Source organism: Synechococcus sp. BA-120 BA3, assembly GCF_034931285.1.
In the GTDB taxonomy this organism is placed as follows: domain Bacteria; phylum Cyanobacteriota; class Cyanobacteriia; order PCC-6307; family Cyanobiaceae; genus Cyanobium.
The window spans coordinates 1-876 of the sequence record NZ_JAYGHZ010000490.1 but is presented as its reverse complement, the minus strand read 5'-3'; the positions used below and the strand labels follow the sequence as shown (position 1 = coordinate 876).

The following is an 876-nucleotide window of genomic DNA, read 5'->3' as shown; positions in this document are numbered from 1 at the left end:
GGAGATTGGTATAAGAGACCCCCCCACCCCTGCTCCAGCCCCGTGGTGCCCGTGGGCTCCACCACCAGCGCCGGCCCTGCGATCCGCTGGCCCGCCGCCAGCTGCTCCCGGCGCCAGAGGGGCACCTGGCGCCAGGTCATCCCGGTGCCACTGCCCCCGCCGTGCTCTTCCGCCAGGCAAAGGGGAACCCATTCAGAGGGCTCGGGTGGATCCGCCGCCTCCGGGAGTTCCGCGGCCCGGACGACCCCCGCTGGGGTCTCGGGGGCTGGAGCACCCACCTCCACCTGGAGCCGCTCCACCACCAGGGGCTCGTCCTCCACCACAAAGCCGAAGCGCTGCCGGTGGCGGGCCTCGAAACCGGCGCGCAGATCCGCGTACGCGTCCTCGGGGGGCCCGGCGGGCCAGGGCAGCTCCAGCCCCTGGTCGCTGCCGCCGTAGCGCAGCTCCAGGCGGGCCTGCCAGCACGGCGCCTCGCCGGGGGCCAGATCACCGCTGGTGCCCAGTTCGGCGCTGGCTTCGGCCACCAGCGACGCGATCTCCCGCTCCAGCCGGGGCAGCAGGGCGGGTTCGAGGGGCTGCCGCAGGGTGCGCTCCCGCAACAGGGAGGGGCGGGCCAGGCCGATGCCGTAGGCCGAGAGCACCCCGGCCAGGGGATGGAGCAGCACCCGGGTGAGGCCGAGGGCATCGGCCAGGGGGCAGGTGAGCTGGCCGCCGGCGCTGCCGAAGGTGACGAGCACGGCGCCGCGCAGGTCGTGGCCGCGCTGGATCGAGATGCGCCGGATCGCCTCGGCCATGCGCTCGATGGCAATCGTCAGCGCCCCCTGGGCCGCCGCCTCCGGGCTGTCCAGCCCCAGCTGGCGGGCCAGGGCCCCGAAG

At 75.5% G+C, this 876-nt stretch carries 1 protein-coding gene; it reads right to left on the bottom strand.

Going from position 1 to position 876, the window contains the following annotated elements:
• The coding region (locus tag VB737_RS17080; protein WP_500314732.1) for a hydantoinase/oxoprolinase family protein at nucleotides 1–876 on the bottom strand (876 nt) is incomplete at both ends.